Annotated in this window: 26 protein-coding genes and 1 riboswitch; of the genes, 14 read left to right on the top strand and 12 right to left on the bottom strand. The window is 73.9% G+C overall.

The window, feature by feature from the left end; all coding sequences use genetic code 11:
* The first annotated feature begins 6 nt into the window (after positions 1 to 6).
* Genes CYQ11_RS07965 through CYQ11_RS07950 form a run of 4 tightly spaced genes read left to right on the top strand, consistent with a single transcriptional unit; the run spans position 7 to position 3795 of the window.
* Positions 7 to 786 (top strand): lysophospholipid acyltransferase family protein, encoded by a 780-nt coding sequence (locus CYQ11_RS07965; protein ID WP_099197432.1) that lies wholly within the window; start codon positions 7 to 9, stop codon positions 784 to 786.
* 24 nt (positions 787 to 810) lie between these two features.
* On the top strand, positions 811 to 2031 hold the full coding sequence (gene macS, locus CYQ11_RS07960; RefSeq protein WP_398779503.1) for a MacS family sensor histidine kinase: 1221 nt from the start codon (positions 811 to 813) through the stop codon (positions 2029 to 2031).
* Positions 2032 to 2048: 17 nt separating this feature from the next.
* Entirely contained in the window at positions 2049 to 2714 is a 666-nt protein-coding gene (locus tag CYQ11_RS07955) for a response regulator (protein ID WP_099197430.1), read from the top strand.
* 49 nt (positions 2715 to 2763) lie between these two features.
* Entirely contained in the window at positions 2764 to 3795 is a 1032-nt protein-coding gene (locus CYQ11_RS07950; protein ID WP_099197429.1) for a 6-phosphofructokinase, read from the top strand.
* A gap of 44 nt (positions 3796 to 3839) precedes the next feature.
* Here the strand turns inward: CYQ11_RS07950 and CYQ11_RS07945 are convergent, their stop codons facing one another.
* Positions 3840 to 5801 (bottom strand): anthranilate synthase family protein, encoded by a 1962-nt coding sequence (locus tag CYQ11_RS07945; RefSeq protein WP_099197428.1) that lies wholly within the window; start codon positions 5799 to 5801, stop codon positions 3840 to 3842.
* Positions 5802 to 6099: 298 nt separating this feature from the next.
* Here CYQ11_RS07945 and CYQ11_RS07940 point away from each other — a divergent pair, with 298 nt between their 5' ends.
* Together CYQ11_RS07940 and CYQ11_RS07935 are read left to right on the top strand one after the other, a co-directional pair.
* The gene (locus CYQ11_RS07940) at positions 6100 to 7449 is read left to right on the top strand and encodes a class II 3-deoxy-7-phosphoheptulonate synthase (RefSeq protein ID WP_099197427.1); all 1350 of its coding nucleotides are present in this window, start codon (positions 6100 to 6102) and stop codon (positions 7447 to 7449) included.
* Between the two features lie 151 nt (positions 7450 to 7600).
* Positions 7601 to 7867 carry a (2Fe-2S)-binding protein gene (locus CYQ11_RS07935; protein ID WP_099197426.1) on the top strand — a complete coding sequence of 89 codons (267 nt, stop codon included), beginning with the start codon at positions 7601 to 7603 and terminating at the stop codon, positions 7865 to 7867.
* Between the two features lie 4 nt (positions 7868 to 7871).
* Here the strand turns inward: CYQ11_RS07935 and bfr are convergent, their stop codons facing one another.
* Positions 7872 to 8360: a bacterioferritin gene (gene bfr, locus CYQ11_RS07930; RefSeq protein ID WP_099197425.1), complete on the bottom strand. Its 489-nt coding sequence runs from the start codon at positions 8358 to 8360 to the stop codon at positions 7872 to 7874.
* Positions 8361 to 8546: 186 nt separating this feature from the next.
* Here bfr and CYQ11_RS07925 point away from each other — a divergent pair, with 186 nt between their 5' ends.
* Positions 8547 to 9203 carry a sulfite oxidase-like oxidoreductase gene (locus CYQ11_RS07925; RefSeq protein ID WP_240003082.1) on the top strand — a complete coding sequence of 219 codons (657 nt, stop codon included), beginning with the start codon at positions 8547 to 8549 and terminating at the stop codon, positions 9201 to 9203.
* Between the two features lie 25 nt (positions 9204 to 9228).
* Here CYQ11_RS07925 and CYQ11_RS07920 read toward each other — a convergent pair whose 3' ends face one another.
* From CYQ11_RS07920 to thiO, 5 genes are all read right to left on the bottom strand, one after another.
* On the bottom strand, positions 9229 to 10107 hold the full coding sequence (locus tag CYQ11_RS07920; protein WP_099197424.1) for a deoxyribonuclease IV: 879 nt from the start codon (positions 10105 to 10107) through the stop codon (positions 9229 to 9231).
* A gap of 7 nt (positions 10108 to 10114) precedes the next feature.
* Complete coding sequence (gene pknB, locus CYQ11_RS07915) at positions 10115 to 12100, bottom strand: Stk1 family PASTA domain-containing Ser/Thr kinase (RefSeq protein ID WP_181143607.1); 1986 nt, start codon at positions 12098 to 12100, stop codon at positions 10115 to 10117.
* A gap of 156 nt (positions 12101 to 12256) precedes the next feature.
* Positions 12257 to 13060, bottom strand: coding sequence for a thiazole synthase (locus tag CYQ11_RS07910; protein WP_099197423.1), 804 nt, complete (start codon positions 13058 to 13060; stop codon positions 12257 to 12259).
* Positions 13061 to 13069: 9 nt separating this feature from the next.
* Positions 13070 to 13294, bottom strand: a complete 225-nt coding sequence (gene thiS / locus CYQ11_RS07905; RefSeq protein ID WP_099197422.1) for a sulfur carrier protein ThiS — start codon at positions 13292 to 13294, stop codon at positions 13070 to 13072.
* The gene (gene thiO / locus CYQ11_RS07900; protein WP_099197421.1) at positions 13291 to 14484 is read right to left on the bottom strand and encodes a glycine oxidase ThiO; all 1194 of its coding nucleotides are present in this window, start codon (positions 14482 to 14484) and stop codon (positions 13291 to 13293) included. The genes thiS and thiO overlap by 4 nt, the downstream gene beginning before the upstream one ends.
* Positions 14482 to 14594: riboswitch (TPP riboswitch) on the bottom strand. It overlaps the preceding gene by 3 nt.
* 152 nt (positions 14595 to 14746) lie before the next feature.
* On the opposite strand from thiO, the gene CYQ11_RS07895 reads away from it, so the two are divergent.
* The 5 genes from CYQ11_RS07895 to CYQ11_RS07875 all read left to right on the top strand — a co-directional run bounded on the left by CYQ11_RS07895 (position 14747) and on the right by CYQ11_RS07875 (position 19300).
* Entirely contained in the window at positions 14747 to 15973 is a 1227-nt protein-coding gene (locus tag CYQ11_RS07895) for an NAD(P)/FAD-dependent oxidoreductase (protein ID WP_099197474.1), read from the top strand.
* Between the two features lie 144 nt (positions 15974 to 16117).
* Positions 16118 to 16483 (top strand): Rv2175c family DNA-binding protein, encoded by a 366-nt coding sequence (locus CYQ11_RS07890; RefSeq protein ID WP_099197420.1) that lies wholly within the window; start codon positions 16118 to 16120, stop codon positions 16481 to 16483.
* Between the two features lie 103 nt (positions 16484 to 16586).
* Positions 16587 to 17240, top strand: a complete 654-nt coding sequence (thiE, locus tag CYQ11_RS07885; protein WP_099197419.1) for a thiamine phosphate synthase — start codon at positions 16587 to 16589, stop codon at positions 17238 to 17240.
* 125 nt (positions 17241 to 17365) lie between these two features.
* A complete protein-coding gene (gene metF, locus CYQ11_RS07880; protein ID WP_099197418.1) occupies positions 17366 to 18283 on the top strand; it encodes a methylenetetrahydrofolate reductase [NAD(P)H] in 918 nt (305 codons plus the stop codon).
* Positions 18284 to 18322: 39 nt separating this feature from the next.
* Positions 18323 to 19300: a hypothetical protein gene (locus CYQ11_RS07875; RefSeq protein ID WP_099197417.1), complete on the top strand. Its 978-nt coding sequence runs from the start codon at positions 18323 to 18325 to the stop codon at positions 19298 to 19300.
* Between the two features lie 43 nt (positions 19301 to 19343).
* On the opposite strand, the gene CYQ11_RS07870 is transcribed toward CYQ11_RS07875, so the two are convergent.
* From CYQ11_RS07870 to CYQ11_RS07850, 5 genes are all read right to left on the bottom strand, one after another.
* Positions 19344 to 20846, bottom strand: a complete 1503-nt coding sequence (locus CYQ11_RS07870) for a phytoene desaturase family protein (protein ID WP_099197416.1) — start codon at positions 20844 to 20846, stop codon at positions 19344 to 19346.
* A gap of 60 nt (positions 20847 to 20906) precedes the next feature.
* A complete protein-coding gene (locus CYQ11_RS07865; RefSeq protein ID WP_099197415.1) occupies positions 20907 to 21509 on the bottom strand; it encodes a DUF4126 domain-containing protein in 603 nt (200 codons plus the stop codon).
* A 319-nt stretch (positions 21510 to 21828) separates the two neighbouring features.
* Positions 21829 to 22443 carry a TetR/AcrR family transcriptional regulator gene (locus tag CYQ11_RS07860; RefSeq protein WP_099197414.1) on the bottom strand — a complete coding sequence of 205 codons (615 nt, stop codon included), beginning with the start codon at positions 22441 to 22443 and terminating at the stop codon, positions 21829 to 21831.
* 35 nt (positions 22444 to 22478) lie between these two features.
* A complete protein-coding gene (locus CYQ11_RS07855) occupies positions 22479 to 24608 on the bottom strand; it encodes a YhgE/Pip domain-containing protein (protein WP_099197413.1) in 2130 nt (709 codons plus the stop codon).
* Complete coding sequence (locus CYQ11_RS07850; protein ID WP_240003081.1) at positions 24580 to 25347, bottom strand: ATP-binding cassette domain-containing protein; 768 nt, start codon at positions 25345 to 25347, stop codon at positions 24580 to 24582. The genes CYQ11_RS07855 and CYQ11_RS07850 overlap by 29 nt, the downstream gene beginning before the upstream one ends.
* A 164-nt stretch (positions 25348 to 25511) precedes the next feature.
* Between CYQ11_RS07850 and CYQ11_RS07845 the strand changes: the two genes are divergently transcribed.
* Together CYQ11_RS07845 and CYQ11_RS07840 are read left to right on the top strand one after the other, a co-directional pair.
* Positions 25512 to 26267 carry a methyltransferase gene (locus tag CYQ11_RS07845; RefSeq protein WP_099197411.1) on the top strand — a complete coding sequence of 252 codons (756 nt, stop codon included), beginning with the start codon at positions 25512 to 25514 and terminating at the stop codon, positions 26265 to 26267.
* A gap of 237 nt (positions 26268 to 26504) precedes the next feature.
* Positions 26505 to 26897 carry an SCO2097 family morphological protein gene (locus tag CYQ11_RS07840; RefSeq protein ID WP_099197410.1) on the top strand — a complete coding sequence of 131 codons (393 nt, stop codon included), beginning with the start codon at positions 26505 to 26507 and terminating at the stop codon, positions 26895 to 26897.
* The last annotated feature ends 95 nt before the right edge of the window (positions 26898 to 26992 follow it).

Below are 26992 nucleotides of genomic sequence, written 5' to 3'. Positions count from 1 at the left end.
TCTCGGTTGTTCTACGGCGCTATGAAGCTGTCCATCGGCGGGTCGCTGAAGCTTGCCTTCCGGCCGTGGGTGGAGGGCTTGGAGAACGTCCCGGCCGAGGGACCCGCCATCCTGGCGAGTAACCACCTGTCCTTCTCGGACTCGTTCTTCCTGCCCGCGGTGCTCGATCGCAAGATCACCTTCATCGCCAAGCAGGAGTACTTCACGTCCCCCGGCGTCAAGGGGAAGCTGACGGCCGCCTTCTTCAAGGGCGTCGGTCAGCTCCCGGTCGACCGGTCCGGCGCCCGCGGCGCCGGCGAGGCCGCGATCAAGAGTGGCATCGAGGTGCTGGAGCGCGGTGAGCTCTTCGGCATCTACCCCGAGGGCACCCGCTCTCCCGACGGCCGTCTCTACCGCGGCAAGCCCGGCGGGCTGGCCCGGGTGGCGCTGGCCACCGGAGCGCCCGTGATCCCGGTCGCGATGATCGACACGGAGAAGATCCAGCCGCCCGGCAAGGTCGTCCCCAAGCTGATGCGGCCGGGCATCCGGATCGGCAAGCCGCTCGATTTCAGCCGTTACCACGGCATGGACGGCGACCGCTTCATCCTCCGCTCGGTGACCGACGAGGTCATGTACGAGATCATGAAGCTCTCGGGCCAGGAGTACGTCGACATCTACGCGACCGCCGCCAAGCGGCAGATCGCGGACGAGGCGAAGCGGAAGGCCGAGGAGGAGAAGGCGGCCAAGGCCGCCGGCCTCGACAAGGAGAAGACGGAAGACACGGCGCAGGACAAGCCCGAGGCATAGCCGCCCGGGCCGGGGGGTTGGCCAATGACTCAGCGCACCGGACGCCCGCGTGCCGTGCGGATGTCGGTGGAGCTGCCGCTGTGGCGCGCCCTGACCGGCTACCGCATCCTGACGCTGGGCTACGCCCTGGCCCTGTTCTTCCTCAACTACCACGAGTACGCCCATCCGCTCGGTGCCGCGCTCTACATGGGCGTACTCACCCTGTGGATGCTGCTGACCTGGAACCGGGTCTCGGCGCCCGAGCGCTGCACCCGGGCCTTCCTGATCGCCGACCTGACCATCGCGCTCGCGGGAGTGCTGCTCAGCGCCGTCGTCGACTCCGCCCAGCGCGTCGACGGAGGCGCGGCCACCCTGCCGTCCATCTGGACCGGCGGCGCGGTCCTGGGCCTGGCCATCAAGGGCGGCTGGCGCTGGGCGGCGGCCGGCTCCACGCTGGTGGCCGCCGCCAACCTCGTCGAGCGCGGCAGCGCCGCCCGCGACACCGTGCACAACGTGGTGCTGGTGTGGGTCTCCAGCATCGCCATCGGCTACATCGTCGAGGTTGCGCGCGCCAGTGAGCGCACGCTCGCCCGCGCCCTGCAGATCGAGGCGGCCACCCGCGAGCGCGAGCGGCTGGCGCGCGACATCCACGACAGCGTCCTCCAGGTCCTGGCCATGGTCCAGCGCCGCGGCGCCGCCATCGGCGGCGAGGCCGCCGAGCTGGGCCGGATGGCCGGCGAGCAGGAGATCGCCCTGCGCAGCCTGGTCGCCGGCGGCCTGGTGCCCCCGCAGCGCTCGGCCGAGCAGCTGGCCGAGGACGCCGAGCTGGTCGAGGCCGTGACGGGCGCCCCCCGTCCGCCCGTCGGCCCCTGCGACCTGCGGGCCCTGCTCGCCCCCCACGAGGGCGCCACCGTCACCTTCTCCGCGCCCGGCACCCCCGTGCTGCTGGAGGCGGCCGCCGCGGCGGAGCTGGCGGCCGCCGTCAGCGCCGCCCTGGACAACGTGGCCAAGCACGCCGGAGCCGGGGCGCGGGCCTGGATCCTGGTCGAGGACGAGCCGGACGGCGTGATCGTCACCGTCCGGGACGACGGCCCGGGCATCCCCGAGGGGCGGCTCGCCGACGCGGAGCGCGAGGGGCGGATGGGAGTCGCCCTGTCCATCCGCGGCAGGCTGCGGGACCTGGGCGGAACCGCCGAGCTGGTGTCGGTGCCGGGACAGGGCACCGAGGTCGAACTGAGAGTCCCACGGGGGAGCGAGAAGACGTGACGAGTACGGAGAGCACCATGACGGCGGACGCGGTGCGGGTCATGGTCGTCGACGACCACCCGATGTGGCGCGACGCCGTCGCCCGCGACCTGGCCGCCGCCGGGTACGACGTGGTGGCCACCGCTGGCGACGGCCCGCAGGCGGTCCGCCGCGCCAGGGCCGTCGTCCCCGACGTGCTGGTGCTGGACCTCAACCTCCCCGGCCTGCCCGGCGTGGCCGTCTGCAAGGAGCTCGTCGCCGAGCAGCCTGCCCTGCGGGTCCTGGTCCTGTCCGCCAGCGGCGAGCACGCGGACGTCCTGGAGGCCGTCAAGTCCGGTGCCACCGGCTACCTCCTCAAGTCCGCCGGACCCGAGGAGCTGCTGGACGCCGTGCGCCGCACCGCCGCCGGCGACCCCGTCTTCACCCCGGGGCTGGCCGGCCTGGTCCTCGGCGAGTACCGCCGGCTGGCCGCCGACCCCGCCCCCGCCGCCGACGAGCCCAAGGCGCCGGCGCTCACCGACCGCGAGACCGAGGTCCTGCGGCTCGTCGCCAAGGGCCTGTCCTACAAACAGATCGCCGAGCGGCTGGTTATTTCCCACCGCACGGTGCAGAACCATGTGCAGAACACCTTGGGCAAGCTCCAGCTGCACAACCGCGTGGAGCTCGTCCGCTACGCGATAGAGCGAGGCCTCGACGACGCCTGACCGCCCCTTGCGGCCGGGCGCGCGTATCCGGCGGAAGGGAAGGTGTCTCATGCGGATCGGAGTGCTGACCGGTGGCGGCGACTGCCCCGGTCTCAACGCGGTCATCCGCGCCGTCGTCCGCAAGGGCGTCCAGGACTACGACCACGACTTCATCGGCTTCAGGGACGGCTGGCGCGGACCGCTGCACGGCACGGTCGTGCCGCTCGGCATCCCCGCGGTGCGGGGCATCCTGCCGCGCGGCGGGACCATCCTCGGGTCCTCGCGGACCAACCCCCTCAAGGAGGCGGACGGCGTCCGCCGGATCAAGGAGAACCTCGCCGCGCACGAGGTGGACGCCCTCATCGCCATCGGCGGCGAGGACACCCTGGGCGTCGCCGCGCGCCTGCACGACGAGCACGGCGTCCGCTGCGTCGGCGTGCCCAAGACCATCGACAACGACCTCTCCGCCACCGACTACACCTTCGGCTTCGACACCGCCGTCAACATCGCCACCGAGGCCATCGACCGCCTCCACACCACGGCCGAGTCGCACATGCGCGTCCTCGTCGTCGAGGTCATGGGCCGGCACGCCGGCTGGATCGCCCTGCACTCCGGCCTCGCCGGCGGCGCCAACGTCATCCTCGTCCCCGAGCGGCCCTTCGACCTCGACGAGGTCTGCGACTGGGTCACCTCCCGCTTCCGCGCCAGCTACGCCCCGATCGTCGTCGTCGCGGAGGGCGCCGTGCCCAAGGACGGCGACCTGGTCCTGAAGAACGCCTCCGCCCGCGACTCCTTCGGTCACGTCCGGCTGTCGGGCGTCGGCGAGTGGCTGGCGGAGGAGATCGAACGCCGCACGGGCAAGGAGGCGCGCACCACGGTGCTCGGGCACGTCCAGCGCGGGGGCACGCCCAGCGCGTTCGACCGCTGGCTGGCCACGCGGTTCGGCCTCCACGCCATCGAGGCCGTCGACGACGGCGCCTTCGGCTCGATGGTGGCCCTGCGGGGCCCGGACATCGTCCGGGTGCCGCTGGCGGAGGCGACGGCACGGATCAAGACCGTGCCGGCCGCGCTGTACGAGGAGGCGAGGGTCTTCTTCGGCTGACGCCGCCGGCCCGCCCGGTGACGGGCGGGCGGGCCGGCGCTCCCTCAGCGGACCACCACGCCCGCCAGGAGCTCGCTTACCACCGCCACGCCGTTCAGGGTCAGCACCGATTCCGGATGGAACTGCACACCGGCGAACGTGCCCGCGCGCAACGCGTGCACGTCGCCGCTCTCCGGGTCGCGGCTCAGCTCGACGCCGCGCGTCGCGAGCTCCACCGCCGTCGCCGCGTCGCACCGCGCCGTGAAGGTGTTGTAGAACCCCACCGTCTCCTGCCGTCCGAAGAAGTCGATCCGCTCCTGCGCCCCCTGGAACGGCACCCGCTTGCGCACGATCCCCAGCCCCAGCTCCGCCGCGATCAGCTCGTGCCCCAGGCACACGCCGAACAGCACGCGGCCCGCGGTGCCCTGCTGAGGGGTGGTGGCCGCGGGACCGTGCCGGTGCCCGCGCAGCAGCTCCCCCGTCAGGGAGCGCAGCATCCGCATCTTCGGGTCGGCTGTGTCCGAGGGGTCGCCGGGGCCGGGCCCCAGCACGACCGGGCCCTCGTGGGCGAGCGCCGCCTCCCGCAGGCCCGGCTCGTCGAAGCGCCGCACGGTCACCGTCAGCCCCGCGGTGCGCAGCACATGGGCGAGCATCGCCGTGAAGGTGTCCTCGCCGTCGACGACGAGCGCGTGTCCGCTCGTCGCGGCGGCCCGGGGCTCGGTCTGCATCCGCAGCCAGAAGGGGGCCAGGTCCGCGCGCCGGGCGTCCAGCGCCGCCCGTACCCGCGGGTCGTCGGCGAGCCGTACGGCCGGGGCCGCCGCCGGGCGTAGGGGACCCGGTCGCACGCCGAGGGCCGTGAGGACGCCCGCCGCCTTGGCGTGGGTCTCGGCGACCTCGGCGCGGGGGTCGGAGCGGCGCACCAGCGTGGCGCCGACCCCCAGGCGCAGCCGGCCGTCGCCGCCGATGTCGGCGGTGCGGATGAGGATGGGGGAGTCGAGGGTCTGCGCGCCGCCGGCGTCCCGGCCGAGGAGGGCGAGCGCCCCGGCGTAGTAGCCGCGTCCGCGGGGCTCGTACCGCTCGATCACCCGGCAGGCGTTCTGCACGGGCGAGCCGGTGACGGTCGCGGCGAACATCGTCTCCCGCAGGACGTCGCGGACGTCGAGCGAGGAGCGCCCGCGTAGCTCGTACTCGGTGTGGGCGAGGTGGGCCATCTCCCGCAGGCGGGGCCCGACGACCACGCCGCCCATGTCGCCCACGGTGCACATCATCTTCAGTTCCTCGTCGACGACCATGGACAGCTCCTCCACCTCCTTGGGGTCGTGGAGGAACTTGAGGAGCCCCTCGGCCGTGGGGCCTCCGGCGGGGTGGCGGTAGGTGCCGCTGATGGGGTTCATCACGACGGTGCCGCCCGCCATCCGCACGTGGACCTCGGGGCTCGCGCCCACCAGGGTGCGGCCGGGGGTGTGCACGACGTGGGTCCAGTAGGCGCCGCGCTCGCCGGCCAGCAGCCGGCGGAAGAGGGCCAGCGCGTCGGCGGCCCGGAAGCCGTGGACCTCGCCCTCGAAGGTGCGGCGGATGACGAAGTCGGCGCCCTCGCCGGTGCCGATCTCGTCCTCGACGACCCGCTGGACGACGCGCGCGTAGTCGTCGTCGCTCATGTCGAAGGCCCCGCCCTCCACCCGCACCTCGTGCCGGGGCAGGGCGGCGAGGACGTCGTCGAGCGGCAGCTCGTGGACCTCCTCGGGGCGCAGGACGAGCAGGGGGGTGCCGTCGTCGCGGACGTCGAAGCCGCGTTCGCGGATCTGCCGGAAGGGGACGAGCGCCAGCGCGTCGTGCACCGGGCGGCCGTGCGGCGGGGGCCCGTCGGGCAAGGGGATGGCGGCCAGGCGTTCGACCTCGGTGACGGGGCCGGTCAGCAGCTCGACGACGTCCTCGGGGTGGCCGGGCGTACGGCGGTGCAGCAGGGCGAACGGCGGGCAGCCGGGGTCCGTCAGGCGGGCGAGGAGGGCGGCGGTGCCGGCGGTCATGAGGGTGTTCCTTCCGTGGGGGGAGGAACGGCCGCTCGCCGCGTCCGGTCCACGGACGCCGAAGGCCGCCCCTCGGGGCGGCCTTCGCGATCGGTTCGGGAGTACGCGCGATCAGTGGGCCGCCGGAGGAGCGGTCCACCACCAGTTCTGATTCTGGGACTCGAGCACGTACACGCCCGGCACGTTACCCGACGCCCCCGGGCCGTGTCCTGGATTTCCGCGGAATCCCGTCTCAGGATTCGTCTCACAGTGCGGTCCGGCGGCTGGACGGCGGTGCCGACCCCGTACTGTTGACTGCGTGACCGTGAACGCTGAAATCCACGCCGGTGGCAACACCTGGCGCTCCCTGCCCGCGGCGCAGCAGCCTGAATGGCCGGACCAAGAGGCTCTGCGCGATGTGATCGCCGAGCTCGAGTCCTATCCGCCCCTCGTCTTCGCCGGCGAGTGCGACCAGCTGCGTCAGCGCCTGGGAGCCGTCGCGCGCGGCGAGGCGTTCCTGCTCCAGGGCGGTGACTGCGCGGAGGCGTTCGACGCCGTCGGCGCGGACCAGATCCGCAACAAGCTCAAGACCCTGCTCCAGATGGGCGCCGTGCTGACGTACGCCGGCTCCGTGCCCGTCGTGAAGGTCGGCCGCATCGCCGGCCAGTACAGCAAGCCGCGTTCCAAGCCGACCGAAACCCGCGACGGCGTGACCCTGCCGACCTACCGCGGCGACTCGGTCAACGGCTTCGCCTTCACGCCCGAGGCCCGTACGCCGGACCCGCAGCGGCTGAAGCGGATGTACCAGGCGTCGGCCTCCACGCTGAACCTGGTGCGCGCCTTCACCACCGGCGGTTACGCCGACCTGCGCCAGGTGCACGCCTGGAACCAGGACTTCGTGAAGTCCTCGCCGTCCGGTCAGCGCTACGAGCAGCTGGCCCGCGAGATCGACCGGGCGATGAACTTCATGAACGCCTGCGGGGTGGACCCGGAGGAGTTCAAGACGGTCGAGTTCTACGCCTCTCACGAGGCCCTGGTCCTCGACTACGAGTCCGCCCTGACCCGGGTCGACTCGCGCACCGGGCAGCTGTACGACGTCTCGGGCCACATGGTGTGGATCGGTGAGCGCACCCGGCAGCTGGACGGGGCGCACATCGAGTTCGCCTCCAAGATCCGCAACCCGATCGGGGTGAAGCTCGGGCCGACGACCACGGCCGACGAGGCGCTCACCCTCATCGAGCGGCTGGACCCGGACCGCGAGCCCGGCCGGCTCACCTTCATCACCCGGATGGGCGCGGGCAAGATCCGCGAGAAGCTGCCCGCCCTGGTGGAGAAGGTCACGGCGTCCGGCGCCCAGGTCGTGTGGGTCTGCGACCCCATGCACGGCAACACCTTCGAGGCGGCCTCGGGCCACAAGACCCGCCGCTTCGACGACGTGCTGGACGAGGTCAAGGGCTTCTTCGAGGTCCACAAGGGCCTCGGCACCCACCCGGGCGGCATCCACGTGGAGCTGACCGGCGATGACGTCACCGAGTGCGTGGGCGGCGGCGACGAGATCTTCGTCGACGACCTCCACCAGCGCTACGAGACGGCGTGCGACCCCCGCCTCAACCGCAGCCAGTCCCTGGACCTGGCGTTCCTGGTCGCCGAGATGTACCGCGACCAGTAGGGGGACCGTCCTTCGTGCGCCGTGGGGCGCGGATCGGAAGTGATCCGCGCCCCACGGCGTTGTTTTTCGGACGGCGGGCCGGGTAAGGTAAGGGTAACCTTATTGATCAAGTTGTTCGATCAGTTCCCCGGACCGGCAAGGCGGTGGCCGCGTGTATGTCTGCTCGTGCTTCGGCATCACGGAGCAGCAGGTGCGCGAGCACGCGGACAAGGGGGCGTGCACGCCCCGCAAGATCGCGTCCGCCTGCAAGGCCGGCACCGACTGCGGCAGCTGCGTCCGGCGCATCCAGGCGCTGCTCGGCCGCGGTGCCTGCCCGCGCCGCGAGCTGGCCGACCAGGGCGAGGGCGACGTGCTGGCCGCCGAGGTGACCCTGATGGCCCCCTCCGCGTCCGCGCCGGACGCCGCCCGGGCGGCCTAGGGGCTCAGTCGGCCCCGCCACCGTCCTGCTCGATGAACTGCGCGAGGTACAGCGGTTCGCCGAGCTTCTCGATCAGCTCCAGCTGGGTGTCGAGGTAGTCGATGTGGTCCTCCTCGTCCGCGAGGATCGACTCGAAGATGTTGGCCGAGGTGATGTCGCCCTTGGCCCGCATGACCTCCACGCCCCGCCGCAGGCGGTCGATGGCCTCGACCTCCACCTGCCGGTCGGCCTGGAACATCTCGCTGACCGACTGGCCGATCCGGACGTGGAAGAGCCGCTGGTAGTTGGGCAGTCCCTCCAGGAAGATGATCCGGTCGGTGAGGACCTCCGCGTGCCTCATCTCGTCGAAGGACTCGGCGCGGGTGTGCTGCGCGATCTTGGTCCAGCCCTTGTGCTCCTGCAGCTTCGCGTGCAGGAAGTACTGGTTGATGGCGGTCAGCTCGGCCGTCAGCTGTTCGTTCAGGAACTCGATGACCTCGGGGTCGCCCTGCATCGCAGAGGGCTCCTTCCTGGGGGCACCTCCCGTGGCCTTCGGGCCGTGGGGGAGGACGACTGGCAGGTTGCGCGCATCCTCGCACCGCCCTTCGAAACCGTCCAGTAAGTTCACACTTAGTGGGAGTTGCCCGGATAACGCAACCCCTGGTCATCAGCACCCTCGAAGGTCTGACACCATTGAGCCATGGGGCCCTCGCAGAACACCGAAAGCCGCAAAGGGGAACTCCCCCGGCTGCCGCCGGGCGGCGCCCCCACGCTCCCCCCGGGGCAGCGGCTCCAGCGCGGATGGCCGGTGACGCACTACGGCCCGGTCCCGAGGTTCAAGCCGGACCGGTGGGAGTTCCGTGTCTTCGGCGCGACCGCCGACGGTGACAAGCGCTGCTGGACGCACGACGAGTTCTCCGCCCTGCCGTACACGACCGTGGTGGCGGATCTGCACTGCGTCACGAAGTACAGCATGCTCGGCGCCGAGTGGGGTGGGGTTTCGGCCCGCACGATCCTCGAACTGGCCCCGCCCGCGCCCGAGGTCACGCACGTGATGGTGTGGGCCGAGTACGGCTTCAGCTCCAACCTCCGGCTCGCCGACTTCACCGCCGAGAAGACCATTTTCGCCACGCACAAGGACGGTGAGCCGCTCACCGCCGAGCACGGGTTCCCCGTACGCCTGGTCGTCCCGCACCTGTACGCCTGGAAGGGCCCCAAATGGGTGCGCGGTGTGGAGTACATGACCGCGGACCGGCGGGGGTTCTGGGAGGAGCGCGGCTACCACAACATCGGCGACCCCTGGCGCGAGCAGCGCTACTCCTACCAGGAACAGCCCGGCGAGGGCCCCGAGCTCTAGGGGGTGTCCCCCTGGCGGGCGCCGGTCAGCCGTCCCGCAGCGCCTTCAGCCGCGCGACGTCCGCGGCGTGTCCCTCCGCACCGCCCGGCGTCTCGATCGTCAGGGGGACCCCCGCCGTCTCCGGGTGCCGGAAGAGCTCCGCGAAGGGCTCCAGCCCGATGTGGCCGGAACCGATGTTCTCGTGCCGGTCCTTGTGGGCGCCGACGACGTCCTTGGAATCATTGGCGTGAATGAGCCCCAGCCGGCCCGTGCCCACCACCGACACCAGCTCGTCGAGCGTCTGCTTGACCCCGCCGGGCCCGGCGAGGTCGTGCCCGGCCGCGAAGAGGTGGCAGGTGTCCAGGCAGACCCCCAGCCGCGGATGGTGCTCCAGCGCGTCGAAGTACGGGCCGAGGTCCGCGACCAGCGAGCACAGTGAGGCACCCTGACCGGCCGTCGGCTCCAGCAGCAGCCGGGGGTCGTCGTCGTGCGTGAGCTCCTCCAGCAGCGGCAGCAGCCGCTCGTGGACCTGGGCCAGCGCCGCCGCCCGCGCGCGGCCACCGGTCGCCGAACCGGTGTGGACGACGACGCCGCGGGCGCCGATCTCCCGGCCCCGGCGCAGCGAGTGCCGCAGGGACTCGACGGACTTCTCGACGGTGGCCCCGGTGTGCGAGCCGAAGTTGATCAGGTACGGGGCGTGCACGTACGCGGGAATCGCCCCGGCCGCGCACCCGGCGCGGAACTCCTCGTCCTGCCGGGGGCTGCCGGGCGGGGTCGCCCAGCCGCGCGGGTTGGCGACGAAGACCTGCACGGCCTCGGCGCCCATCGCGCGGGCATAGGGCAGGCCCACCTTGGCGAGGCCGCCGGCGACGGGGATGTGGCCGCCGACGGGATTGCGCCCGGGGCCGGGCGGTGTGTCGTTCATGTGGTGCTCAGAATCCGCTCTTCATCCGGATGACGATGGTGTCGCCCTTGGCCGCCTGGTCCCCGGCGCGCACCGACTGGCCGTCGACCGAGTCCTTCGGGAAGAGGAACGGCCGGTCCACCTTGACCTGGAAGCCCGCGGCGCCCAGGATCCGCTTGGCCTCGGCCTCGCTCTTTCCGGTGACGTCCGGGACGGTGGCCATCTCCTTGCCCTTGGAGACGGCGACGGTGACGGTGTCGCCCTCGGCCACCTGGGTGCCCCGGTCCGGGGACTGCCGGGCGACCGCCCCCTTCTCCTGGGTGGAGAAGACCGGGTCGTCCGCGACCTTGGTCTCCAGCCCGGCGTCCCGCAGCGCGGCGGTCGCGGCGGCCACCGACATGCCGGTCACGTCGGGCACGTTCCGCGGCTTGCCCTTGCTGACGACCAGCGCCACGGCCGAGCCCGGCCGGCGCTCCACGCCGGGCGCCGGGTCGGTGGAGAGCACCGCGCCCTTGGGGGTCTCGCCGCTGAACTGCTCGGTGACGTCGCCGACCGTCAGCCCCAGCTCCTGGAGCTTCCGCTTGGCGTCGTCGAGCTGCACGCCGGCCAGGTTGGGCACCTCGGCCTTCTGCGGCCCGCGCGAGACGGTGATCGTCACCGTGCCGGTGTTGCGGATGCGCTTGCCCGGCTCGGGGTCGGTGGAGATGACGCGGCCGCGCTCGACGGTGTCGCTGAACGCCTGCCTGGTCTTCACCCCGAGCCCGGCCCGGTCCAGCTCCTGGGACGCCTTGTCCTGGGTCATGTCCAGCACCGCGGGGACGGCGGTGAACTGACCGGAGTTGATGTACCACACGCCCGTGCCGCCCAGGAGGAGCACCACGGCGGCGACCGCCGCGATCAGCCAGCGCCGGGGCAGCCGCTGCCAGGGCCGCGCCGGGTGCGCCGGGCGCGCCGGCGGAGGGCCGGGCGGGGAGGCCGGGGGCACCGGCGGCGCCTCGAAGCGGGTGGTGCGGTTCAGCTCGTCCTCGGCCGGCGGCAACGGGCCCGCCGTGACCGGACGGGGGATCACGCTCGTACGGTCCTCGGAGCCCACGGACGCGACGGACGCCGCGGGGACGGCGCCCGCGCCGGCCTCCGCGCCCGGCGCCGCCGCGTCCAGCTGCTCGTCGGACAGCTCCGCGCGCTCCGCGCGGACCCGGCCCAGCAGGGCGGCTGCGTCGGCCGGGCGCAGCCGCGGGTCGCGGGCGGTGGCGGCGGCCACCAGCGCGTCGAGCTCGGGTGCCAGGGACGGGACGGCGGCCGACGGCGCCGGCACGTCCTCGTGGAGGTGCTGGTAGAGCACCTGGGCGGGGGTGCCGCCGGAGTGCGGCTTGGCGCCGGTGAGCATCTCGTAGAGGACGACCCCGCAGGCGTAGACGTCCGCGCGGGTGTCGGCCGTGCCGTGCTCGATCTGCTCGGGGGCGAGGTAGGACACCGTGCCCAGCACCGCGCCGGTGCTGGTCGAGGTGTTGGTGTCCACGGCCCGCACCAGTCCGAAGTCGGCGACCTTGACCCGGCCGTCGTCCCCGATGAGCACGTTCTCCGGCTTGACGTCGCGGTGGACCAGCCCCGCCAGGTGCGCGGCGCCCAGCGCCGCCAGCATGGGTTCCAGGACGTCCAGGGCGGCGCGCGGGCGCAGGGCCCCGCGCTCGCGCAGGACGTCGCGCAGGGTGCACCCCGCCACGTACTCCATGGCGAGGTAGACGTACGGGCCGTCGGTGCCCTGGTCGTACACGCCCACCACGTTGGGGTGGTCGAGCCGGGCCACGGACTTGGCCTCGCGGATGAACCGGTCCACGAAGGCCCGGTCCGCGGCGAGCGAGGGATGCATCACCTTGAGGGCGAGCACCCGGTCGAGCCGGGTGTCCACGGCGCGGTAGACCGTGGCCATGCCGCCCACGGCGATCCGCGCCTCGACGCGGTAGCGGCTGTCGAGCAGGTGATCGACTAGGGGGTCCGGCAGGGTCGTGTCCACGGCACACGAGTCTACGAGCCGTGCCGGGCCCCCTCGTACGTCCCGCCTTCCGCGCACCCGTTCTGAAGCCGAACAGTGACAAGATCGCAGGTCGGGCCCGTCTCCCGCAGGGAGTACGGGTGCTTATGTCCCACCGGCCGCCGCCCGTCGGCCGCCCTACGGACGGGCGAAGGCCGGCCGCTCCGGGTCCAGGGCCGCCCGTCCCTCGACGGGCGAGGACGCCTCGGCGAAGTGGCGGCGCGGGATACGGCCGGCCCGGTGGGCCAGCCGCCCGGCCTCCACCGCGTGCCGCATCGCCTCCGCCATCAGCACCGGCTCCTGCGCCCGGGTCACCGCCGAGGCCAGCATCACCGCCGCGCAGCCCAGCTCCATGGCGAGCGCCGCGTCCGAGGCCGTGCCCGCGCCCGCGTCCAGGATCACCGGGACGCCGGCGCGCTCGGTGATCAGCTGGAAGTTGTGCGGGTTGCGGATGCCGAGCCCGGAGCCGATGGGTGCGCCCAGCGGCATGATCGCCGCGCAGCCCACGTCCTCCAGCTTGCGCGCCAGGACGGGGTCGTCGTTGGTGTACGGCAGGACCGTGAAGCCGTCGTCCACCAGGATCTCGGCCGCGTCCAGCAGCTCGATCGGATCGGGCAGCAGGGTGCGCTCGTCGGCGATCACCTCCAGCTTGACCCAGTCCGTGCCGAGCGCCTCGCGCGCCAGCCGGGCGGTCAGGACCGCCTCGCCCGCCGTGAAGCAGCCGGCCGTGTTGGGCAGCACCCGGATGCCGTGCTTCTCCAGCACGGACAGCACCGAGCCCCGCACGGTCGCGTCCAGCCGCCGCATCGCGACGGTCGTCAGCTCGGTGCCGGAGGCCAGCAGGGCGCGCTCCAGCACGTCCAGGCTGGGGGCGCCGCCCGTACCCATGATCAGGCGGGAGGTGAAGGGGGTCTCCGCGATGGTGAGCAGGTCGTCTGCCATCTGTGCTGATCAGCCTCCCTGGACCGCGGTGAGGACCTCGACCCGGTCGCCCTCGCCGAGCGGGGTGGCCGGCCACTGGCCGCGCGGGACGACGGCCTCGTTGACGGCGGCGGCCACGCCGCCGCGCTCGGTGGTGAGCGTCGCGACGAGCCCGTCGAGCGTGGTGCCCGCGGGCACCGTGCGGCGCTCCCCGTTGACGCTGATGGTGTGGGTGATCACTTCGCCGGCGGTCATGCGGACTGCTCCTGGAGGACGGGGGTGAAGCGCTGGGGGGAGAAGGGCAGGGCCTCGTCGGGCAGCCGCCCGGTGGTGAGCACCTCGGCCATCACGTCACCCGTGAGCGGGGCGAGCAGGACGCCGTTGCGGTGGTGCCCGGTGGCCGCCAGCAGGCCGGGCAGCCGGGTGGGGCCGAGCAGGGGGGCGTTGTCGGGCGAGCAGGGGCGCAGCCCGGCCCGGGTCTCCACCAGCGGCAGCTCGGTGATCCCGGGCACCAGCTCGTGGGCGTCGCGCAGCAGCTCGTAGACGCCGCCCGCGGTGACGGTGGTGTCCCAGCCCAGCTCCTCCGTCGTCGCCCCGACGACCAGCTCGCCGTTCTCGCGCGGCACCAGGTAGACGTGGCCGCCGCGCACCACCGCCCGCACGGTCCGCGAGAGGAAGGGCCGGTACGCCTCCGGCACGCGCAGCCGCAGGATCTGGCCCTTGACCGGGCGGACCGGCGGCAGGACGTCCGGCGGCAGGCCCTCCAGCCGGCCGCTGTGGCTGCCCGCGGCCAGCACGGTCTGCCCGGCGGCGACGCGCGTGCCGTCGGCGAGTTCGGCGCCGGCCGCCCGGTCGCCGGACAGCAGCGCCCGTACCGCCGCCGACCGGTGGAGGGCCACTCCGGCCCGCTCACAGGCCGTCAGCAGCGCCCCGGCCAGCCGGCGGGGGTCGGTCTGGTGGTCGCCGAGCGCGTGGAGCCCGCCGCGCACGCCCGGCGCGAGCATCGGCTCCAGGCGGCGGCACTCGCGCCCGGTCAGCCACTGCGAGTCCAGGCCCGAGCGCTGCTGGAGGTCGTGGAGCTCCCTCAGATGGGCCCGGTCGTCGGCGTCCAGGGCGACGGCCAGCGTGCCGCAGGCGCGGTAGCCGGTGTCCCGGCCGGTCGCCTCCTCCAGCTCGGCCGTGAACTGCGGGTAGCGGCGCGCCGAGGCCAGGTTCAGGGCCAGCAGGTCCTGCTCGCCGTAGTGCAGCTCGGTGACCGCGGCCAGCATCCCGGCCGCCACCTGCGCCGCGCCGCCGCCGGGCGCGGGGTCGGCGACGGCCGTGCGCAGCCCCCGCTGGGCGGCGCGCCAGGCCGTGACGAGGCCGATGACCCCGCCGCCGATGACGAGGACGTCGTACGTGTGGTGCGCATGGGTTGGGTGTGCCGGGGTTCGATGCGCGTGCATGGGCTTCCAGCCCCTCCCTTCGCCGGCATGACCCGGATCAGGTTCGTACGGTCGGAGGCCGTCCAGCCTCCCTCTCAGCCCGGTCCGCCCGGGCTCCCGCGAGTGCTTGCAGCGGCCACCCTAGTACGCGCCGGCGACGGCCCGGAAGGGCGGCCGGGCGCACGGAGGGCCGGACGGCGCGCCCAAACATCGTGACGCTGTGTCAGAGGTCTCCCCACGCGGTGCTCCGGCCAAGGCCGGCCGCCGCCCTACAGTGGACCGGGTGAGCGAGCAGACGAATACCTCCGGTGACCGGCGCGTCGTCATCGTCGGCGCGGGCATGGCGGGGGTGCAGACCGCCGTCGCCCTGCGCGAGCAGGGCTGGCGCGGCACGATCTCCCTGCTGGGCGAGGAACCCCATCCGCCGTACGACCGGCCACCGCTCTCCAAGGCCGTCCTGCTCGGCAAGGCGGAGGGCTCCGCCTTCGAGGTGGACTTCGCCTCGCTCGCCATCGACCTGGAGCTGGGCGTCGAGGCCACGGGGCTGCGGGCCGGCGAGCACGTGCTGGAGACCTCGCGCGGCCCCGTCCCCTACGACGTCCTGGTCGTCGCCACCGGCGCGCAGCCGGTGGCGCTGCCGGGCAGTGAGGGCGTGCCGGGCGTGCACGTGCTGCGCACCATGGACGACGCGGAGCGGCTGCGCCCGCTGCTGGCCGGGCAGCGCGACGTCGTCGCGGTCGGGGCCGGCTGGATCGGCGCCGAGTTCGCGACCGCGGCGCGCGAGGCGGGCTGCCGGGTGACCGTGGTGGAGGCCGCCGACCGGCCGCTGGCCGGCGCCCTGCCCGCCGAGGTCTCCGGCCACATGGCCGACTGGTACGCGAGCAGCGGCGCCCGGCTGCTGACGGGCGCCGCCGTGGCCGCCGTCGAACCCGGCGCGGTCGTGCTGGAGGACGGGACGCGGCTGCACACGGACGCGGTGGTCGTGGGCATCGGCGCGCGCCCCGCGACGCGCTGGCTGGACGGCTCGGGCGTCGTGCTGGCCGAGGACGGCTCCGTGGTGACCGACAACCGGCTGCGCTCCTCCCTCCCGGACGTCTACGCGGTCGGCGACTGCGCCTCCTTCCCCTCCGCCCGCTACGGGGAGCGGCTGCTGGTGCACCACTGGGACAACGCCCTCCAGGGCCCCCGGACCGTCGCGGCCAACATCGTGCACGGCCCCGCCGAGGGCGAGGTCTACGACCCGGTGCCGTACTTCTGGTCGGAGCAGTTCGGCCGCTTCGTGCAGTACGCGGGCCACCACTCCGCAGCCGACGAGCTCCTGTGGCGCGGCGACCCGGACAGCGCCGCCTGGACCGTGTGCTGGCTGCGCGCGGGCGTGCTGGTGGCGCTGCTGGCCGTGGGGCGCCCGCGCGACCTGGCCCAGGGGCGCAAGCTCATCGAGAAGGGCGCGCTCCTCGACCGCGCCAAGGCGGCGGACGCCTCCGTGCCCCTGAAGTCCGCCGTCCTGTGAGCCCGCGCGAGGCGCCGGCCGGACGGTGAAAGCGGGGGTGCGGAAGTGGTCAGGGGGCCACAGGGGTGACCTGAGGCGCGGCTCGGGGCCCGGCTCGGGTCAACCCGGCTACCGGCTGTCAGTCCCGGATGGCAGGCTTGTCCCGTGACCGAGATTGACGCAAAGATCGATGCTCTCGTCCCCGCCTGGCTCAACCTCCCCGACATCGCCGAAAAGCTCGGCGTCGAGGTGACGCGTGTCCGGCAGCTGGTCAAGGAGGGCCAGCTGATCGCCGTGCGACGTGGCGAGAACCGAGTGCTCATGGTGCCCGCCGACTTCATCGGCGAGGACAAGGTGGTCAAGGGCCTGGCCGGGACCTTGACGCTGCTGCGGGACGACGGCTTCAGCGACGAAGAGATGCTGGAGTGGCTGTTCACCGAGGACCCGACCCTGCCCGGCACGCCCGCGCAGGCCCTGCGGGAGAATCGCGGCACGGAGGTGAAGCGCCGCGCCCAGGCGCTCGCCGTCTGACCCACGGCGCGCTCGCGCCGCGAGATAAAACCATCCGGTGAGCGGGCCGGGGACGCCGACGGCGCGTCCCCGGCCCGCTGGCCGCCGACCCGGGGGAGACCCGATGCCCGACAGCGCGCGCCAGCGGCTCGCCGACGCCCGGCTGTACCTGTGCACAGACGCCCGCAAGCGCCAGGGAGACCTGCCGGAGTTCCTCGACGCGGTCCTCTCCGCCGGGGTCGACATCGTGCAGCTGCGCGACAAGGGCATGGAAGCGGGCGAGGAGCTGGAGCACCTCGCCGTCCTCGCCGAGGCCGCCCGCCGCCACGGCAGGCTCCTCGCGGTCAACGACCGCGCGGACGTCGCCCACGCCGCCGGCTCCGACGTGCTGCACCTGGGCCAGGGCGACCTGCCCGTGCCCGCCGCCCGGGCGCTCCTCGGCGACGACGTCCTGATCGGACGCTCCACCCACGCCGAGTCCGAGGTCGAGGCCGCGATCACCGAGCCCGGCGTCGACTACTTCTGCACCGGCCCCTGCTGGCCCACCCCCACCAAGCCGGGCCGCCACGCCCCGGGCCTGTCCCTCGTGCGCCACGCCGCCGCCCTCGCCCCCGCGCGCCCCTGGTTCGCGATCGGCGGGATCGACGCCGGCAACCTGGACGAGGTGCTGGACGCCGGCGCCCGGCGGGTCGTCGTGGTGCGCGCGATCACCGAGGCGGACGACCCGGGCGACGCCGCGGCCGCGCTGGCGAAGCGGATCCGCGCGTACGACGCCTGACCCGGACGGCCGTGCGCGGGACGCCGTCCGAGGAGTGAGACGGCGTGCGGACGGAGAACGGGCGAATGCCCGCAAAGGGCATGTGTGGGTTGGGGGCCCGTCCGCCCGCTGGTTAACTTGCCGGTATGGCCCTTGGCACTGCCTCCACCAGGACAGACCATGCGCTCACCGTGCGTGAGCTGCTCGCTTCCGGCGAGCGTTCCTACTCCTTCGAGTTCGCCGCCCCGAAGACGGAGAAGGGCGAACGGACGCTGTGGAACGCCATCCGGCGGATCGAAGCCGTCGGACCGACCTTCGTCTCCGTGACGTACGGCGCCGGGGGGTCCTCCCGTGAGGGCACCGTCCGGGCCACCGAGCGGATCGCGACGGACACCACCCTGACGCCCGTCGCCCACCTCACGGCGGTCGACCACTCCCTCGCCGAGCTCCGCAACGTCATCGGCCAGTACGCCGACGTCGGCATCCGCAACATGCTCGCCCTGCGCGGCGACCCGCCCGGCGACCCCATGGGCGAGTGGGTGCGGCATCCCGAGGGCGTCCGCTACGCCGCGGACCTGGTCCGGCTGATCAAGGAATCCGGGGACTTCTGCGTGGGGGTCGCGGCCTTCCCCGAGATGCACCCCCGGTCCACCGACTGGGAGACCGACATCGGTCACTTCGTCGACAAATGCCGGGCGGGCGCCGACTTCGCGATCACCCAGATGTTCTTCTACCCCGAGGACTATCTGCGGCTGCGCGACCGGGTCGCGGCGGCGGGCTGCGAGACGCCGATCATCCCGGAAATCATGCCGGTCACCAATGTCCGCCAGATCGAACGGTTCGCACAGCTCAGCAACGCCGCCTTCCCCCCGGACCTCGCCGAGCGGATCCTCGCGGTGAAGGACGATTCGGCCGCTGTACGCTCGGTCGGGATCGAGTACGCGACGGACCTGTGTGCTCGGTTGATGGCCGAGGAGATTCCCGGGTTCCACTTCATTACCCTGAACCACTCCACGGCCACGTTGGAAATCTACGAGAATCTGGGACTGCATCAGCGGTCCTGACGGCTGTCCGGCGAACGGCGGCCGACGAGAGGGGCGTTAATGGGCTGGACGGTCCTCTACATCGCTTTCGGCGTCGTCGCGCTCTGGCTGCTCGGCGAGGTGCTGCTGCAGTACAAGGCGCGGCTGCGCTGGCGGCTGCTGGCCTTCGTCGGCTTCCTCGGCGTGGTCGCGGGCGTCGTGATCCCCTCCGTCGCCGTCATCGTCGTGGGCGCCGTCGCCTTCGCGGTGGGGCAGACGTTCGTCACGCTCTCCTTCCGCCGCGGCTTCTCCCGGGGCTGGGCGATCCGCCGCGGCGAGGAGGGCGCGGCCGCGGAGCCGGGCCGGGGCTCCGGCAAGGGCGAGTCCCGGGCCGCCGGCAAGTCGCGGGCCGAGAAGTCCCGGTCGGGGCGCCGCCGCAAGGGCGGCGACCGCGCCCAGCGGTCCGCCGCCGGCGTCACCGCGCCGGTCTCCGGACCGGACGCCCCGCCCACCGCGGGGGCCGGCGAGGACGACCGCACGGAGCTGATGCCCAGCGTGCCCCAGCAGCCGACCGGAGAGTCCGCGCAGCCCGCCGGGTACGGCGGCGGCTACGGCGCGGACACGAACGCCACGGGCACGGACCAGGACGGTTTCCCCGCATACGGGAGCTACGCCGCGGCCCAGCCCGCCGAGGCCCCGGCCGCCCCGGGCGGCTACGCGGGCCAGTTCGACTACGGCCAGGGCCAGTACGCGGCCTACTCCGACCCGTACATCGGCAACCGCCCGCCGTCGTACGAGCAGTACGACGCCTACGGCCAGCAGCAGGCGTACCCCCAGCAGCAGTACGGCACGACCGCGTACCCCGGCGACACGTACGCCACCCCGCAGCAGTACGACGTCGACACCCCGCCCGGCGGCGTGTGGGTGCCGCAGCAGCGGGACACCGACCACCCGGCCGGCCAGGCCCCTCCGCCCGAGCAGTACCCCGGCCAGCAGCAGCCGCCCTACCCGCCGCAGCAGCCGGGCCAGGGCTTCGACGAGCAGCGCTACCGCTACTGACGGCGGCCGCCGCGGCCCGGGGGACGAAGCCCCCGGGCCGCGGTCACTGCGAGCCTCGCCAGTCGGCTCCCTCGACGATGAGCCCGGCGACCATCGCCCCCGACATCCCCGCGTGGGCGAGCCCGCCGCCCGGGTGCGCGAAGCCGCCCACCAGATAGAGGCCGGGCAGGCGCGTGACGTTGGCGGGCCGCAGGAACGCGCCCTCGCCGCCGGCCAGGACGGGCGCGGGCACCCCGCCCCCCTCGGCGCCGGTCGCCGCCTCCGTGTCGGCCGGCGTGCGCACCTCGCGCCACAGCACCCTCTCGCGCAGCCCCGGCACCGCCGCCTCGGCGGCCGCGACCATCCGGTCCGCGAAGTCCGCGACGGTCCGTGCGTCGTTCCAGTCGGTCCGGCCGTGCGGGGCGATCGTGGCGGTCAGCGTGACGGCCTCGTGGGCGTCGTCCGGCCGCGTGTCCGCGTCGTCGGGCCGCAGCACGGTCACCGTGGGGCGGTAACCACCCACGCCCGCCGCGCCGAAGACCGCCTCCAGCTCCGCCGTACGGTCGTCGCCGTGCACCACGGTGCGGTGCGCCGCGTCCTCGGGGCGGGAGCCGGCGACGGCGAGGAACACACTGAACCGGCCGGGCGGCACCGGCCCCCGGGACGGCCCGGCCACACCGGGGGCGAACGCTTCCAGCCGTCCGGGGGCGACCCCGGCCACCACCATGTCCGCCTCGGCGACGCCGTCGCCGGCCAGCCGCACTCCGGCCGCGCGGCCGTCCTCCTCCACCAGTCCCACGACCTCGGCGCCGAAGAAGAACTCCACGCGCCGGGCCAGGCAGCGCTCGTACAGCGCGTCGGCGAGCGCCCGTACGCCGCCGCGCACGTACCAGCTGCCGAAGGTCTGCTCCATGTACGGCAGCACCGTCGCGCTCGCGGGCGCGACGCGCGGATCGAGCCCGTGGGCCAGGGCGTGGCCCTCCAGCAGGGCGACCAGCCGGGGGTCCGCCAACTCCCGCTCGGCGACGGACGCCAGGGTCAGCGGGCCCCTCCGGCGCCGGAACAGCCCGCGGCGGGGCGGCGCCGGGTAGGGGTCGTGGCCCAGGGCGGCCGTGCGGTCCGCACGCAGCGGCTCCTCCAGCAGCGGGCGCCGGGTCGCGTCCCACACCTCGCGCGCCCGGTTGACCAGGTCGCTCCAGCGCTCGCCCGCGCCCGGCCCGGCCGCGGCGTCGAGCGCCGCCACGACACCGGCCCGCGAGGCGTTGGGCAGGCGGACGTCCGTGCCGTCCGCGAAGAGGTGGCGGCTCGCCGGGTCGACCTGGGTGAGGGTCAGGCTCTGCTCCAGCGACTCCTTGCCGGTCTTGACGAACAGGTCGCGGTAGACGGCGGGCAGGTGCAGCAGCCCCGGCCCGGTGTCGAAGGCGAACCCGTCCCGTTCGAGCCGTCCCACGCTTCCGCCGTGCGTCGCCGCGCGCTCGTACACCGCCACGCGGTGACCCGCGACGGCCAGCCGGGCGGCGGCTGCCATGGCGCCCATTCCGGCGCCGATTACCGCGATTCGTGCCATGGGGAGGACTTTATCCGCCTCCCGGGGGCCCTCCCTCCGGGCCGGGGCGGCCCCCTGCCGTCAGGCTCCGGCCGCGCCGGACAGCCTCGCCGCGCGCCGCTCGCGCCTGCGCCGCAGGAACGCCCGGACGCGTTTCCACAGGAAGGCCACCAGCGCGACGCCCAGCGCCAGGAGCGTGCCCGCGACGACGGCCGCGGCGACGGGATGGAAGAGCGCGAAGACGATGAGGGCGGCGACGCCCAGGTCCTCGCCGAGGCTCAGCGCGATGTTGCTGGCGGGCTCCGGCGAGGTGTTGACCGCCATGCGCGTGCCCGCCTTGACCAGGTGGCTCAGCAGCGCCGCCGAGCCGCCCAGCGCCCCGGCCGCGAGCTCCGGGACCGACCCCGTCTGCCCCGCCAGCAGTGCGCCGACCACGCCGCCCGCCACGGGCCGGACCACGGTGTGCACGACGTCCCAGACCGTGTCCACGTAGGGGACCTTGTCGGCGACGGCCTCGCAGAGGAAGAGCACGCCGGCCGCGATCAGGACGTCGGGGCGCTGAAGGGCCCCCGGCACGTCGTCGGAGACGCCGGTCGCGCCGAGCACGCCGAGCAGCAGGACCACGGCATAGGCGTTGATCCCGCTCGCCCAGCCGCTCGTGAACACCAGAGGAAGCACCGACACCCGCAGGATCGTAGCCAGTGGCGGCTGGTGCCGGGTGCCCAGGTCTGAGTACGCGTACTCAGAAGCCGAGATGAGTACCCGCACGGATGGGCCGCACCCGGCCGGGAGGAGAGAGTGGTGTCCGCAGAGGGGACGCGGCACCGGTACCGCCGGCACGGGGCGGCGGAACGGTGCGGCCTCCCCGACGCGACCGGGGGGACGGGGGCTCCCACGGGGGGCTCGGGGGAGCGACGGGGGAACACACGGGGGGAACGGGGGAACGCCGTGCCGGTGCGGGCCGAGGGGGAACGGTCCGCACCGGCACGGCGCCACCCACCCCCTAGACGGCCGTGCCGCCCACCCGGCCCTGCAGCAGGCGGGACAGCGCCGAGTGCACCTCGTCGATGGACCGCTCCGGCTGGAAGGACTGCCAGTCCAGGGCCGCCACCAGCACCATGCCGAACAGCGCCGACGCCGTCAGCGGAACGTCGATGTCCCCGCTCAGCTCGCCCGCGGCGACCGCTTCCCGCAACACCGACTCGATCACGGCGATCGCCTTCTGCCGCACCTGCATCAGCGTCGACTGCCACGCCCGGTTGGTGCGCCACAGCTCGGCCACGTACAGCTGGGTGAGCGAGGGGTAGCGGGTGATGAAGTCCAGCCCGGCCCGGATCATCGCGTCCAGGGCGTCGACCCGGCTGCCGCCGCGCTCGGCGCTCTCGTCGGCGGCGGCCTGGAGGGCGGCGGTGAGCAGCTCGATGCCGTGCTTCAGCAGCTCCTCGAAGAGCACGGTCTTGCTGGCGAAGTTGTAGTAGACCGTCCCCTTCGCCACTCCCGCCCGCTCGGCGATCTCGTCCACCGTGGTGGAGGAGAACCCCTGCTCGGCGATGAGGGTGACCGCCGCCTCGAAGAGCTTGCGTCTGGTGTTCTGGCGGCGCGTACTGCTGCTGTCCATGAGAGTGATTCTCCCTGTACCCCGCGTGTTCGCGCTCACAGACTCAGTTCCGGGTGCAGCCGGTCGACCGACCAGACCTGCGCGCGCCGCGCGGACCAGGCCGTCAGCGCGAGCGCGCCCGCGGTGAACGCGACCAGCACGCCGCACGCCTGCCACACGGGCCCCAGCCCGCCGCCCGTGATCAGGTGGCGCAGCCCGTCGACGACGTAGCTCATCGGCAGGAACGGATGGACGGCGTTGAAGAATCCGGGGCTCGTCTGCACCGGGTACGTGCCGCCCGCCGAGGTCAGCTGGAGCATCAGCAGGGCGAGGACGAGGATGCGGCCGGCCGGCCCGAAGCGGGCGCCCAGCCACTGCACGATCGCGGCGAAGCAGGCGGTGACCAGGCAGAGGAAACCGGCCGTGCCGGCCGTGCGGGCCATGTGGAGGCCGAGCCCCCAGTGGAGCACCGCCAGCAGCGCCCCCGTCTGCAGGACGCCGACCGCGACGACCGGCAGCCAGCCGGCGACGGCGATGCGCCAGGCGGGCGCCCCGGCGGCGAGGGCCCGCCGGTTGAGCGGCTGGATCAGCATGTAGGCGACCATGGCGCCCACCCACAGGGAGAGCGGGATGAAGTAGGGGGCGAAGCCGGTGCCGTAGTTGGGCGCCTTGTGCAGGGCCCGCGAGGCCAGCCCGACCGGGTCGGCCATGACCTCGGTGCGGGCGTCGCGGTCCTTCTTGTCGTAGTCGGGGATCCGGCCGGCGCCGTCGTGCAGCCCGCCGGCGAGTTCGGCGGAGCCGTCGGACAGCTTGAACATGCCGCCCTGGAGGGTGCCGGCCCCCTCGCGCAACTTCCCTATGCCGCCGTCGAGATCGGCCGCGCCCTCCTTGGCGGTGCCGAGCCCGGTGTGCAGCCGCCCGGCGCCGGTGTGGAGCTTGCCGGCGCCCTCGGCGAGCTTCTGGGCGCCGTCGTTGAGCGCGTTGACGTCGCGGACGGCGCCGTCGATGTCCCGCCCGAGGTGCGGGGCCTCGGCGGCGAGACGCAGGGCGTAGCCGCGCAGGGTGTCCAGCCGGCCGGGGAGCCGGTCCAGTTCGCCGTTCTTGTTCTGCATCAGCGTGTTGAGCTTCTCGGCGCCCGCGGCCGACTGCTGCGCGGCGAAGACGGCCTTCTTGAGGGTGGGGCAGAAGCCGGGCGCCCCGGCGGGTGGGCACGCCTTGGCGTAGGCGGCGGCCAGATCCTCGGCGCCGCGCCGGCTGCCGCTCGCGAGCAGGGCGGTGGTGGCGGGGGAGGGCAGGTCGTCCAGGTGCTCCCGGACGGTCTGGGCCTCCTTGGCCACGTCCCGGGCGGTGGCGCCGATCTCCCGGGCGTGCTCCTTGACGAAGGCGCCCTCCTTGCCGGCGACGCCGTTGACCTTGTCGGCCAGCCGCTGGGTGCCCGACGCCACCTTCTGCGCGCCCGAGGCGAGCTCCCCCGACGCGCTGTCCAGGGTGCCGGCGCCCGTGTGGAGTTGAGCGACCCCGCTCTCCAGGTCGCCGCTGCCGCGCTCGGCCCGGGCCAGTCCGTCCTTGAGGTCGCCGGCGCCCTTGCGGGCCTCGCCGATGCCCTCGCCGAGCCGGTCGGCGCCCTCGGCGGCCTTCTGGGTCTTGTCGTGGAGACCGGAGAAGGAGACGAAGATCCTGTCGTAGAAGGAGCGCGAGGCCTTGCGGGAGGCCGTCGCGCGGATCTCGGAGAAGACCGTGCGGGAGATCTGCCCGACGATGTAGTTGTTGGCGTCGTTCGTACGGACCTGGAGGGCGCCCGCCACCGGGGACGCACCGGAGCTGGAGGCCACCTTGTCGCTGAAGTCGGGCGGAATGGTCAGCGACAGGTAGTACTTGCCCTTCTCGACGCCCTCGCGGGCGTCGTCGGCGCTGGTCTCGTGCCACGCGAACGACTTGCTCCCGCGCAGCCCCTCGGCGATCGAGGCGCCGGCGTCGAGCCGCTGGCCGTCGACTTCGGTGCCCCGGTCGGCGTTGACCAGGGCCACCGGCACCTTGTCCAGCCGCCCGTACGGGTCCCAGAACGACCACAGGTACAGGGCGCCGTAGAGCAGCGGCAGCAGGAGCAGCGCGACGAGGGCGGCGCGCGGGAGCCTGCCCCTGCCGAACCTTCTGAGCTCAAGCGCGGCCAGCTTCGGCGAACGCATCCGCCGCTCCCTTCGTCGTGTCGGCGCCGGCGTCCCGGGCGGCCCGCGCGGTGGTGACGACGACCGCGTCGCGGGGGGCCTCACTGCACACCGCGAGCACGGTCGTCCCCGCCCGGGCGAGCGACCGCAGCAGCTCCCAGACCTGTTCGCGTTCGGCGGGGGAGAGCTTGAGATCGGTGTCGTCGACCGCGACCAGCCGCGGCTCGCCGATGAGCGCCAGGGCCACCGAGAGCCGCAGCGCCTGAAGCCGGTCCAGCCGCCGTACGGCCGTGTCCTCGCCCCCGGGCAGCGCGCCGGGATCGAGGCCCGCGGCCGCGAGCGCCGACTCGACGCGGGAGCGCCGCTCCGCGGCCCGCTCAGCCCGCGGGCGCAGGAGGGCGCGCGGCGATCCGTTGAACCGGCGTTCCAGCAGGGCGCGTTCGCGCAGGTGCTCGGCGACGGTCAGGGACGCGTCGAGCTCGGCGACGCCGGGGACGTGCGCCAGCGCGCTCACCCTCCGGACGGCCGCCATCTTGCGGGGCAGGGGCAGCCCGGCGACTTCGGCGCGGCCGGCGGCGGCACGCATGCGGCCGGTGAGAGCGAGCAGGAGACAGGTGCGGCCCGAGCCGGAGGGCCCCTGGACGGCGATGAGCGAGCCGGGTGGCGCGGCGACGTCCACGTCGCGGAAGGCCCAGCCGCGCGGGCCCTTCACGCCCAGGGCGCGGGCCGTGATCGCGGCTCCGTGCGGGGTGCTGTCCACGCCACCTCCAACGATCTTGTACTGACCAGTCAGTGCAAAAAGTATGGCGCACCGCGCCCTGCCTCCGTCAAGCGGAGCCCGCCCGCCCATTAGGCTGGGGCCCTACGTTCAAGTCACCCGTCGCCGCCGAGGCGGTGGCGGCCCGTGCCGAGGAGCCAGCCGCCGTGTCAGACCCCCTGCGTCCCCGGGCCTCCCTCCGTACCGCCGTGGTCTGGGAGGTCCTGCGCGACGCCCTGGACCGCCGGGTCAAGGCCGCCGGCCGGGACGCCCTGGAGGTCCTCGACACCGGGGGCGGCTCCGGGAAGTTCGCGGTGCCGCTGGCCCGGCTCGGGCACCGGGTCACCGTCGTCGACCCCAGCCCCAACGCGCTGTTCGCGCTGGAGCGCCGGGCCGCCGAGGCGGGCGTGGCCGACCTGGTGCGCGGCGTCCAGGGCGACGCGCACGGCCTGTTCGACGTCGTCGAGCGCGACGGCTACGACCTGGTGCTGTGCCACGGCGTCCTGGAGTACGTCGAGGACCCCGCCGAGAGCGTGCGCAACGCCGTCGCCGCGCTCCGCCCCTCCGGCACCCTCAGCCTGCTCGCGGCCGGCCTCGGCGGCGCCGTCCTCGCGCGCGCCCTCGCGGGGCACTTCACCGAGGCCCGGCAGGCCCTGGCCGACCCGGCCGGACAGTGGGGCGCGGGCGACCCGCTCACCCGCCGCTTCACCGCCGAGCAGCTGTCGGGCCTCGTCACGGACGCCGGCCTCGCGGTGACGGCCGTCCACGGCGTGCGTGTCTTCGCCGACTTGGTGCCCGGCGTGCTCGTCGACGCCGAGCCCGGCGCGATCGACGCCCTGCTGCGGCTGGAGGCCGCCGCGGCCGAGGTGCCCGCCTTCCACTCGGTGGCCACTCAGCTGCACGTCCTCGCCGAACGAGGCTGATCCCACCCGCCGCACACGGCCCACCCGGACGGGCCGTTCGCCCCGTATGATCGGGGGACACCGTCCGGCATGGCGGATCGGCGGAACGGGAATGTACGTCCCGACGGCATCGACCGCCACACCGGGGCCGGTGGCCGAATTGGCGCAGAGGGGCGGGTTTCATGGGGGCGAATCCCTGCCTATCCTGAAAGGGTCGCACCCCGGTCGCCCCCCGCGACCGACGAGTAGGAGGACTCCGTGCCGCTCTCGGAGCACGAGCAGCGCATGCTCGAGCAGATGGAGCGAGCGCTGTACGCCGAAGATCCCAAGTTCGCGACAGCGCTCGAGGGCAGCGGCCTGCGCACGTACACCCGGCGACGGGTCTACCAGGCGGTCGCGGGTTTTCTGGCGGGCATCGCGCTCCTCATGGCCGGAATGGTCGCCCAGCGCATCTGGATCAGCGTGGCGGGCTTCCTCGTCATGCTCGCGTGCGCCGTGCTCGCGGTGACGGGATGGCGCAAGGCGCCGAGGCCCGGAGCCCAGCGGGGTGCCGGCCCGGGGGGAACGCCCCGCCGCCAGGCCGGCCGACGCTCCATGATGGACCGCATCGAGCAGCGCTGGCAGCGCCGCCGTGACGAACAGGGCCACTGAGGCCCGGCTCCTCCTGACGAGGTGACCCCGCAGCGAACGCCGGGGCCAGGACTTCCCGTCCTGGCCCCGTTTCGCGTTTCCGAGCCCTGTGACCG

It is taken from the genome of Streptomyces cinnamoneus, from assembly GCF_002939475.1.
Classification (GTDB): domain Bacteria; phylum Actinomycetota; class Actinomycetes; order Streptomycetales; family Streptomycetaceae; genus Streptomyces; species Streptomyces cinnamoneus_A.
This window is presented reverse-complemented; position numbering and strand designations above follow the sequence as displayed.

Coding starts and splice junctions, on each gene's coding strand:
- macS (WP_398779503.1), top strand. CDS start 811: ATGACTCAGCGCACCGGACGCCCGCGTGCCGTGCGGATGTCGGTGGAG.
- CYQ11_RS07955 (WP_099197430.1), top strand. CDS start 2,049: ATGACGGCGGACGCGGTGCGGGTCATGGTCGTCGACGACCACCCGATG.
- CYQ11_RS07950 (WP_099197429.1), top strand. CDS start 2,764: ATGCGGATCGGAGTGCTGACCGGTGGCGGCGACTGCCCCGGTCTCAAC.
- CYQ11_RS07945 (WP_099197428.1), bottom strand. CDS start 5,801: ATGACCGCCGGCACCGCCGCCCTCCTCGCCCGCCTGACGGACCCCGGC.
- bfr (WP_099197425.1), bottom strand. CDS start 8,360: ATGCAGGGCGACCCCGAGGTCATCGAGTTCCTGAACGAACAGCTGACG.
- CYQ11_RS07925 (WP_240003082.1), top strand. CDS start 8,547: ATGGGGCCCTCGCAGAACACCGAAAGCCGCAAAGGGGAACTCCCCCGG.
- CYQ11_RS07920 (WP_099197424.1), bottom strand. CDS start 10,107: ATGAACGACACACCGCCCGGCCCCGGGCGCAATCCCGTCGGCGGCCAC.
- CYQ11_RS07910 (WP_099197423.1), bottom strand. CDS start 13,060: ATGGCAGACGACCTGCTCACCATCGCGGAGACCCCCTTCACCTCCCGC.
- thiS (WP_099197422.1), bottom strand. CDS start 13,294: ATGACCGCCGGCGAAGTGATCACCCACACCATCAGCGTCAACGGGGAG.
- thiO (WP_099197421.1), bottom strand. CDS start 14,484: ATGCACGCGCATCGAACCCCGGCACACCCAACCCATGCGCACCACACG.
- thiE (WP_099197419.1), top strand. CDS start 16,587: ATGCCCGACAGCGCGCGCCAGCGGCTCGCCGACGCCCGGCTGTACCTG.
- metF (WP_099197418.1), top strand. CDS start 17,366: ATGGCCCTTGGCACTGCCTCCACCAGGACAGACCATGCGCTCACCGTG.
- CYQ11_RS07875 (WP_099197417.1), top strand. CDS start 18,323: ATGGGCTGGACGGTCCTCTACATCGCTTTCGGCGTCGTCGCGCTCTGG.
- CYQ11_RS07870 (WP_099197416.1), bottom strand. CDS start 20,846: ATGGCACGAATCGCGGTAATCGGCGCCGGAATGGGCGCCATGGCAGCC.
- CYQ11_RS07860 (WP_099197414.1), bottom strand. CDS start 22,443: ATGGACAGCAGCAGTACGCGCCGCCAGAACACCAGACGCAAGCTCTTC.
- CYQ11_RS07855 (WP_099197413.1), bottom strand. CDS start 24,608: ATGCGTTCGCCGAAGCTGGCCGCGCTTGAGCTCAGAAGGTTCGGCAGG.